This is a genomic window from uncultured Methanobrevibacter sp. (assembly GCF_900314695.1).
Lineage (GTDB): Archaea > Methanobacteriota > Methanobacteria > Methanobacteriales > Methanobacteriaceae > Methanocatella.
This window is the reverse complement of record NZ_OMWD01000001.1, coordinates 88,750-97,898: the sequence shown is the minus strand read 5'-3', so window position 1 is coordinate 97,898 and position 9,149 is coordinate 88,750. Positions and strand designations below refer to the sequence as shown.

Genomic DNA, 9,149 nt, shown 5'->3' with positions numbered 1-9,149 from the left:
CTGGTTCAACGGGGATAGCCTGATAAAATACTTAAATTAACCATTATTAAGTGAAAAAAATTCAGGAATCCCCATCCTCTATAGGATGGGGTGGTTCAATCTGAAAAATTCATCTTCCTGAACATTAATGATGTCGTAAACATGTTTCATGAAATCATTCAGTTTTTTGTCCAAAACCACAAATTCAACATCCTGCTCATTTTGTGCTGATGGAGAATAATATGCACCTTCAATCAGTTTATTAAAAGTATCTTTATCAATTTTTTTCTTTTTAAACCAACGAATAGACCGTCTCTGTTTTAAAAATGCCAATAATTCATCATAATTAACTGGAATTTCCTTTGAGTTATAATCTTCAATCCTGCCTTCACGACCCTTAAATATCTTGAGGGTCATGGCACAAGTGGGACATATTGCCATGCAATGCCCGCATTCAAAACAGTTGCTTCCTGTTTCGTAAGCTACTTCATCTATTTCAATATTGTCCCTGATACATACTGATTTGCATTGACCGCAGGCAATGCATTCGCTTTCATCAATCAACAATTTCATTTTACTAAAATCCCGTCCTGGAAAACATTCAAAATATTATCATTATCACTCAAAATAGAAATATCATCTAACGGATTCGAATTGACTAAAATCAAATCAGCAATATAATTTTCTTTTACAAGACCCAAATTATCTTTATTCAAAAATTCAGCTGCCTTAACAGTTCCTGCAGCAATGGCTTGTGATTCAGACATTCCAATTTCAACCAAATGAGTTAATTCCTCCAAATTATGACCATGAGGAATAACGCCACTGTCTGTTCCCATTAAAATATTTACACCCTCTTCATATGCAATGGATATATTCTCTTTGTGAACTTTGACAATTTCCTTTAGTTTGGCTAATTTTTCACCGGCATAATTATCCCATGCCGGAAAACCGTTTTCATATAAGAATTGATGAACCAGCAATGTTGGAACTAAACTGACATTATTTTTTACCATTTTACAAGCTGTTTTTTTATCAATGAATGTTCCATGCTCAATTGATGAAAATCCTGCATCAATACAGTTATTCATCCCCTTTAAACTATGACAATGAGCCGATACTTTCATATCATTTGCTGAGGCTTCTTTGACAATTGTTTTTAATTCCTTATTATTGAATTGGGCAAATTCTGGAGAGGAATTTGTAGTTAGAACTCCACCACTGGCCATGACTTTAATAAAGTCTGCACCTGCTCTTTTCATTTCACGGGTCTTTTTTAAAACTTCCTCTACACCATCACACCTGCCTTTAGGAAATCCAGGATAAATTATCTCCATATCCCATCCTGAAGGCAAAAATAAATCAAAATGTCCCCCAGTCATTACCAAAGGACTTATTGACAAATGTATTTTCGGTGCAGTGAATAATTTACGTTGTTGAGCTAATTTGAAACTTAAATCAGCTGATCCACAATCTCTAATTGTTGTAACACCTGCATTGATTGTTTGTAGTGAATGAGGAACCGCATTGTAGAAATGTAGTCCCAATGGATTGGCCATATTTTCTTCTTTGTGAAATCCTTTTGCAAAAATATGGGTATGACAATCAATAAAACCCGGAAGCAGATAATTGTCTTCACCGTCAATTACATTATCATCTGCATTAATATTACCTGAGGATATTTCCTTAATGACATTATCTTCAATTAAAATGTTTTGACTGGTTTCAATTTCATCTGAAGGATTTATAATGTTTACATTTTCAATTAGAGTTTTCATATTATCACTACAATATTTCTATAGTTCCACTATCCCCATCAACTTCGACTAAAGTTCCATTTGTCAAATCTTTAGTTTCAGCCGGTGAATCCACCATTGGGATATCAGACATAATAGCACCAGTAGCTATAATCGGTTCGGCATTTAGGCAAATTATTGCTTTTGGAGCCGTATTGTTCTTCATCATTTGGAAAATAACATATGACCCAACAGTAGATCCTTTTCCTCCAGGGATGAATAAAACTTTATCTTTAATTATTTCTCCTTTTAGTTCATGAGTGGGATCAATGATTTCCCCATTTTCAGGATTTACACCACCTAAAAAACTAATAGGTTCTGTGGAAACAATTAATTCACCTTTTGCTTTTCCTTTTGCAATATTTCTACATTCAATCATAAAAATCACATATTTATTTAAAATAACTTGTCTTCAACATATTCACCGTTATTGATTGCATTTGTTGATTGTACTACATCGACTAATGCCCAAATCCATACCACAAGAACTAATAAAAATCCAATTAACAAGAAAATTAAAACTGCAGATATGATATAACCCACTATGAATAGAATACCTTTCTGGTTAAGACCCAAATAAATCTGACCAAGGCCCGGGAAAATTACACTTAAAATAACTGCCAATACCAAACTCTTTTCACCGGAATTGGCGGACGGAACAGAACTTCGATTAGCAGTTACTCTTCCGGACAAATCATACCCGCATTCAGGACAGAACTTATAATCGCCAGTTAATTCATAACCACAATTTCTACAAAATTTATATTTTTTAGATTCCTGTTTTGATTCGGATGGAATTACTTCAGCACTCTCTTTTTCTTCAGAATCATTTACATCGACATTGACGTCTTCTTTTTGATCAACATCTTCAATTTCAACAGTTTGTTTTTCTTCTTTCTGTTGAAGTAAAGCTCCGCAATTAGAACAAAACTTTGCATCTTTTACATCTTTTCCACATTCAGGACAAATTACCATGTTATCACCTAAACAACATCTTTTTTCATTACCTCTCTTAAAACTGCAGTTGCATAAGACCCTTTATTGATTGAAAATTCACATAAAACACCATCATCAGTTGGAACTGCAGATGCATCCCATACTTGAAAACGCATAGCACGCCTTAATCCATGACTGCCTAAACGAGGCATTTTTGGAACTTCAAAGTCTTTTTTTGTAATGTTGTAATTTTTTAAGATATTTTCTTCCATGTCACCGACTTTTCCATCAGCAAATGGAACTTTTGTACCATATAAAGGACAAGTTGGGCTAGCTTGGAAAGTTTCAATTAATTCTTGGAATTCTTCAGGAGTTTTATCACGAACAATATGTTCTTCATTGTCAATTACAATATCTCCTTCGACATAACTGTTTATTCCCATTTCTACCCTATTGCTTACAGCTTCATTGAATAAATAAGATTGATAAGCATGTACAAACATTCTCTGAAGAGGTTTAGGAAGGGCGTGTAATGCATTCATATACGATTTGTCAGTCAATTCTCCTTTTTTGGAATCTTTAATCAATTCCTTAATCATCATCTTTTCATAACGCATTCCCTTACCCATTAAATTAAGGGACTCCTCTAAATTACCGTCATCAAATGCCTGTCTTGCCAATTGATTTTCTTCAGATTCATCATCCTGAGGATTTCCAATGTACCTTCCAACAGCTTTTTCAAGGTCATTTTCAACTAATGCTTCACCAACAAGATGGGTTATTGTTCGTGGCTTTCCAAATCTCTGCCATCCAAAATAATTGGGAACACCAGTTACTTCCAATTGTTTTAAAACTTCATTAGCAGTATCCGCACTTCTTTCTATATCGTCCAAATCTTTAATAAGAATTCGAAACTTATTTCCCTTAAGCTGACCCATTCTAAGTTTTTTTCTACCTCGAACAATTTTTAAAAAATCAGTTTTATAAATTTCGCCGTCAAGGGCCTTAACTTGATTAAGTTGCTCTTCAGAATCCATATTTGCAATACAAATCCATTGTCGGGTTATGGCTTTTTTGTCTTTCATTCCTGCAAAGCCCATTCTTTTTCTTGAAATATGTAAATCACGAGCAATATCCAAAACAACATCCAAAGTAGTTCTCCCTAATTTTTCAATCCAAACATAAACGTTAGGACCTTCTCCTTCGGGAATTATTTCAGGAATTTCTTCAACATAAAAATCTTCATATTGGTTTCTAATAGTTCCACCAATACCTTTTTGAGCTGTTACATAAGTATTAGCATTTAACATATTAATCACGGAAAATAATAATGCCCTGGCCGGGATTTGAACCCGGGGAATGGGATCCGCAGTCCCATGTGTTATCCAAACTACACCACCAGGGCAACAAAATAAGATAACAATTAATTATATAATTCTTATAGTATTTAATAATTACCATACCGATAATGTATAAGAATAATCCCCATATGTCCTTATAGCTACAGATACATTATCTACATCGGAATATTCACCAGAACTTGCCAATACCTTATCATCCAACATATTTGTTTCACTAAATCGATAATTCTTAAGATTAAAACTCGATAATTTATCTTTAGAAAGTTCACAAACTTTATTGATAGATTCTTTTGAATTTTTACCATCTTTTAAAATTGTGGAAATATCACCTAAAAATGTCTTATCCGTAAAATTAATTTTTCCACTTAAACTTTCCATAACATCTTGAGCAGTTTTAGAATCCTTTATTTCACTTGAATAATGTGAATCCTGTATAAAAATAGCTTGATTGAAAACTATAAAAGCAAATAAAAACAAGCCGACTACCAGTACTGCATCTATAATGAACAAATTTCCTTTATCATCTAACATGTATGAGAATTAGATTTCAGAATTAATAAAAAAAGTTGAAGTGTGAAATTGTGCTTTTGCACAAATCCACATTTAATTTTCACGAATGTGTTTTATGACTTTATCCTTTTTAGCAATAGCTGCATCAGAAGCCTTTTGAACCTTTTGCTTCATTTCTTCAAAGTCTTCAGGAGTTGTTTCACCGACTAACTTTTTAATTTTTGTATAGGCAGCTTCTCTAAATAAAGGAACCAATTTTTCTTCAGTTGAATCTTCTTTAATTAAAATTGGTTCACCAGAGTTGTTGACTTCACCAATTTCAGAAATTGCCACATCATATTTTGCAACTGCTTTTTTAATATCGCCGACAATTTCAGGAGGTGCAATCAGCATCAGTGAATCTGTTGAAACACCTAACGGATCAATGTTTAATGTTTCAAGCATATTCAATACATTTGGAGCCACCATCTGCCTGATTTCCTTTTCGTAAAATTCCAATCCGACACCGGTTGTATTGGATATCTCATGGGCATCTCCTCTAAGGCCACCATTTGTTACATCCGTCATTGCATGAATGTCCTTTACAAGGTCTGCTTCAAATAAAGCATGTGATGCCTGAACAAAGTTAACGTTCATTGTATCCCATACCACATCGAAAAATCCGTTATATAATGCAGTAGTAGTTATTGTTCCACCGCCGGAACCTTCAGTTAAAAGAATAATATCTCCTTCAGTCGCTCCTTTTCTTGCAGTAGGAGGATAATTTGAAACACCCACACTTCCAACAGCGGAAACAAACCTATCACCTAACACCATATCTCCGCCAACACGCAAGGTACTTCCTGCTACAATCGGAACATCAACAAGTTCGGAAACCGCTGCAACACCTGCTGTAAAGTCAAATATCTTTGCAACGTCCCCATCATCTGCAAGGTGAACATCACTTAATATAGCTACCGGGTCTGCCCCCATTACACAGACATCCCTAAGTGTTGCACGAGTTACATGAAAACCGCCTAAAAACGGATATTCACTTAATCTTGAGTGTATTCCATCAACAGCTGTTGTAATATAAACTTCATCATTTTTTGCCTGAGCTTTCACAACACCTCCGTCATCCTGTTCTGATGGATTGACAAGTGATGCTGTATTTGTTGAAGCTACGATTTCTGCGATTTTTCTGTGAACGAAAAAGTCGCCGGCTCCACGGGAACCTACTCCCATTTCGCCCATGAGTACATCAGCCTTATTGACATTTGCTATTTCCTTCAAAAATTCATCATTGCTTTCGTTTAATTTCAAAGTAGTTGAAACTTCATCAATTACTGCTTTTGCCATTTCATGAGAATTTTCTTCTGAAATGTTTTTATATTCTCTTATGCGTACCGCCAGAATATCAGCCAAATCATCATATGAATAATCATCAATTCTAGCTCTTACAAATCCTTCAATATCCATAGTTATATCTCCAAGTTAGTGAAATTCTTTAAAATTTTAAGTCCTGCTTTACCGCTTTTTTCTGGATGGAATTGTGTTGAAAATAAATTATTTTGGCTTAAAGATGCAACAACATCTCCACCATAATCACAGGTTCCCGCAATGATATCTTCATCATCAGGAACAACATGATAAGAATGAACAAAATAAAAGAATTCTTTATCTATACCCTCCAAAATAGGTGAATCATTACACACATCAAGTTTGTTCCAGCCCATATGAGGTATTTTTACGCCTTCAGGCAATTTTTCCACATTTCCTTTAAATAAGTCCAGGCCATTAATGCCAGGAGTTTCTTCACTTGTACTCATCAATACCTGCTGGCCGAGACATATTCCTAAAAATGGTTTATCTGCATCAACGTGCTCGTATATTACATCTTTAAATGATTCCAAATTTTCCATAGCGCTTCCAAATGCTCCAACTCCAGGCAAAACCAAATAATCGCTATCTGCAATAACATCCTTATCATCGGTGATTTGATACTCCACACCAATTTTTTTAAATCCATTGGAAATGCTCTTTAAGTTTCCGCTTTTATAATCTATTATCGTAATCATTCGTTCAACCACCCAATAGCTGATCTAATCATTCCACCAAAGTCTGAAAAGACAATTTCATCAGTGCCCAATGTTTTTGAATGTGCATCCAATTCAGCTACAACATGAGTATAACCTAATTCCCTAAGAGGTTCAACCAAACGTGGCCCATCTGTTACTGCAACGGATTCAACATCAAAATCTTCAATTGGAAATGCGTGAGGAACACCAAACACTACAATTAAATCCAAATTCTTGTCTTTAAGATATTCTGATGCCGCATCAGCAGTAATCGGATATTCATCAAGACCACCAGTGATAAAATCAGGTTCAATATCCAATTGATTTTTAATATTTACAGCATGCTGTCTGATTCTAGGCAAACCAATATTCTCATCCAGATTAGCTACAAAAATAGGCTTATTATCAGGATTAATCTGCATATAGTCAAAATTTACAATATCTGCAAACAGGTATGATGTTTCTTTTTTAACATTGAGAACAAATGCTACTTTTTTGCCATCCTTTAAAGCATTAACCACAGTTTTTGCAACTGATTCCTTTGAATCTCCAAAGTTAGGCTTAATGTATTTTCCTTTAGCCATTCCACGAGTTTTTTCAACTTCTGTTGCCTTTTCAAGCATTTCTATTTGTCTGTCAGCTTCTTCTCTTGGAATTACACCACATTCGACAGCTGCATCCAATACCATTATTGCTCCAACAGTATTGTCACCCTCACCGGATCCTCCGTGAGATTCAACAGGTATTACAGTACATGGCAAATCCGCATTGGCGATTGCATCTTTTAAATCTTCACCAATAATCATACTGGCACATGTTCCAGCAATTCCCATCAATTTCGGTTTAAACAAATCATAAGCTTCTGTCAATGTTTCAACTAACTTTTCACCGGCACCTAAAATAAAATCATTTTCAGACATTCCAGTAGTTACTACACGAACCCCATCACTTTCTAAAAGTCTTGCTGTCCTAAAACAGCACCCGGTAGGTCCATGCATAACTATAACATCAACGTTCATATCTCTTAAGGTATAAAGAGTGGCTGCAATTGGACTTGGTCTCGGATGTATAATTTTTATCACCTATCAAATTAATAAGTAAATATTTTAAATTCTTAGTTAATATAATTAATTAAGGAGATTGTAGTATGAAACTTGACAAAGAAATTTTAGAGGAAAAAATCAGAGAGTACAGAACTTTTAAAAGTTGCTCAGAATCAACCTTAATGGGGCTTTGTGAAACTGCCGAAGCAGACATTACACCCCAAGAAATGACAAAATTAGCCTGCGGATTTGCAGGAGGAATGGGTGGAACATTTGATGAAGGAACCTGCGGTGCAGTTACCGGTGCCTTAATTGCAAATGGAATACTTAATGATGACCCATCAGAAATTAAAGCCAATGCAAAAGAAATATTCAATGCATTTAAAGAGGAATATGGGACAGTTCGCTGTGACATCATAAGCAAAAACGGAGAAGACAAGTCCCCTTGCGTTGACTGCTGTGTTTTTATCGCAAATAAAGTGGCTGATTTATTGGATGATTAAAAAATAGATTTATATGATTTTCAAAACGGAATTTGACGAAGAAAGGAAAACATGTGAAAACCTTACACATATTGAAGAGGAAATCAGCTCCCCTGCACTGATTGAAATAGACAGATTGTTTGGAGCCGCAGACGTCTTAAGCATAAAATATGCCCAAAAACATTACAACAAGGTTCGCAATATCTCCATTATTGCACCTCTCATTGTATTCTTATTTCTTCTTTATGATGAAGCAGAGCTTCACATCCTTATTTTCGCAGTTCTGCTGTTAATTATAATACTATATTTAATTTATCGAAAAGCCAACAATGAAAATGTCCACGACAAATACCTTGAATATCGGGTTCTTGCAGAATCACTTCGTGTCCAATATTTCATTTCAAAAGCAGGAATAAAGGAAAATGTAAAAAATATTTTACCATGGCTTACTAAAATTCGAATCCCATTGGTAAAAAATGTCCTTTCAGAAATACCTACAGAGACAAATAAAAAAGAACCCATCATAAATTGTTGGATTAGAGACCAAATGAAATACCATGATGAAGCACACAAAAGGGCATCGGCACAAAAGAAAAGAAATGACCGTTATGAAAAAATTTCACTAATTGCAACAATTTTCTTTTATGCAATTACACTGGGTTTTGAAGTTTGGATGATGCACTCATCCCCATTTGATCCTGTGACTGCAAATTGGATTCGTGCAGCATTGAAAATTGGGGTTGGAACTTCATCTGCAATCACAATATTTTTAGCAAATTACTATGGGAAGATGTCCCTATCCAGTAAAATCGATGAACATTTAAGAATGCACTGGCTGTATAACACCGTCGAATATGAAATCATGGAAAGAAAAGAAGAAGATGAAGAACTGATTATGCATTTGGCAAGAGAATTTCTAATTGAAAATGCAATCTGGTATTCACATCAAAAGAAAAACAAACCTGATTTTGCTGTCGAATGATTA

General features: G+C 34.8%; 11 protein-coding genes and 1 tRNA gene. 2 read left to right on the top strand and 10 right to left on the bottom strand.

What is annotated here, in order from left to right:
* Positions 1-78 precede the first annotated feature (78 nt).
* From QZN45_RS00475 to cfbD, 10 genes are all read right to left on the bottom strand, one after another.
* Positions 79-552, bottom strand: a complete 474-nt coding sequence (locus tag QZN45_RS00475) for a nitroreductase family protein (protein ID WP_292607953.1) — start codon at positions 550-552, stop codon at positions 79-81.
* On the bottom strand, positions 549-1,757 hold the full coding sequence (locus QZN45_RS00470) for an amidohydrolase family protein (protein WP_292607950.1): 1,209 nt from the start codon (positions 1,755-1,757) through the stop codon (positions 549-551). Before QZN45_RS00470 ends, QZN45_RS00475 begins: the two co-directional genes overlap by 4 nt.
* Positions 1,758-1,764: 7 nt before the next feature.
* Positions 1,765-2,154 carry a DUF126 domain-containing protein gene (locus tag QZN45_RS00465; RefSeq protein WP_292607947.1) on the bottom strand — a complete coding sequence of 130 codons (390 nt, stop codon included), beginning with the start codon at positions 2,152-2,154 and terminating at the stop codon, positions 1,765-1,767.
* A 17-nt stretch (positions 2,155-2,171) separates the two neighbouring features.
* Positions 2,172-2,750, bottom strand: a complete 579-nt coding sequence (locus QZN45_RS00460; RefSeq protein WP_292607943.1) for a zinc-ribbon domain-containing protein — start codon at positions 2,748-2,750, stop codon at positions 2,172-2,174.
* An 8-nt stretch (positions 2,751-2,758) separates the two neighbouring features.
* The gene (truD, locus tag QZN45_RS00455) at positions 2,759-4,021 is read right to left on the bottom strand and encodes a tRNA pseudouridine(13) synthase TruD (protein ID WP_292607941.1); all 1,263 of its coding nucleotides are present in this window, start codon (positions 4,019-4,021) and stop codon (positions 2,759-2,761) included.
* 21 nt (positions 4,022-4,042) lie between these two features.
* A tRNA-Arg gene (locus tag QZN45_RS00450) sits at positions 4,043-4,116 on the bottom strand.
* 49 nt (positions 4,117-4,165) lie between these two features.
* Entirely contained in the window at positions 4,166-4,603 is a 438-nt protein-coding gene (locus QZN45_RS00445) for a hypothetical protein (RefSeq protein WP_296810416.1), read from the bottom strand.
* 72 nt (positions 4,604-4,675) lie between these two features.
* Positions 4,676-6,040, bottom strand: a complete 1,365-nt coding sequence (locus tag QZN45_RS00440) for an AIR synthase-related protein (protein WP_292607936.1) — start codon at positions 6,038-6,040, stop codon at positions 4,676-4,678.
* A gap of 2 nt (positions 6,041-6,042) precedes the next feature.
* Entirely contained in the window at positions 6,043-6,639 is a 597-nt protein-coding gene (hisH, locus tag QZN45_RS00435) for an imidazole glycerol phosphate synthase subunit HisH (protein WP_292607910.1), read from the bottom strand.
* Positions 6,636-7,709: a Ni-sirohydrochlorin a,c-diamide reductive cyclase catalytic subunit gene (gene cfbD, locus QZN45_RS00430; protein ID WP_292607959.1), complete on the bottom strand. Its 1,074-nt coding sequence runs from the start codon at positions 7,707-7,709 to the stop codon at positions 6,636-6,638. The genes hisH and cfbD overlap by 4 nt, the downstream gene beginning before the upstream one ends.
* Before the next feature lie 77 nt (positions 7,710-7,786).
* On the opposite strand from cfbD, the gene QZN45_RS00425 reads away from it, so the two are divergent.
* Together QZN45_RS00425 and QZN45_RS00420 are read left to right on the top strand one after the other, a co-directional pair.
* Positions 7,787-8,185: a C-GCAxxG-C-C family protein gene (locus QZN45_RS00425; RefSeq protein ID WP_292607907.1), complete on the top strand. Its 399-nt coding sequence runs from the start codon at positions 7,787-7,789 to the stop codon at positions 8,183-8,185.
* Between the two features lie 13 nt (positions 8,186-8,198).
* Positions 8,199-9,146 carry a hypothetical protein gene (locus tag QZN45_RS00420; protein ID WP_292607904.1) on the top strand — a complete coding sequence of 316 codons (948 nt, stop codon included), beginning with the start codon at positions 8,199-8,201 and terminating at the stop codon, positions 9,144-9,146.
* The last annotated feature ends 3 nt before the right edge of the window (positions 9,147-9,149 follow it).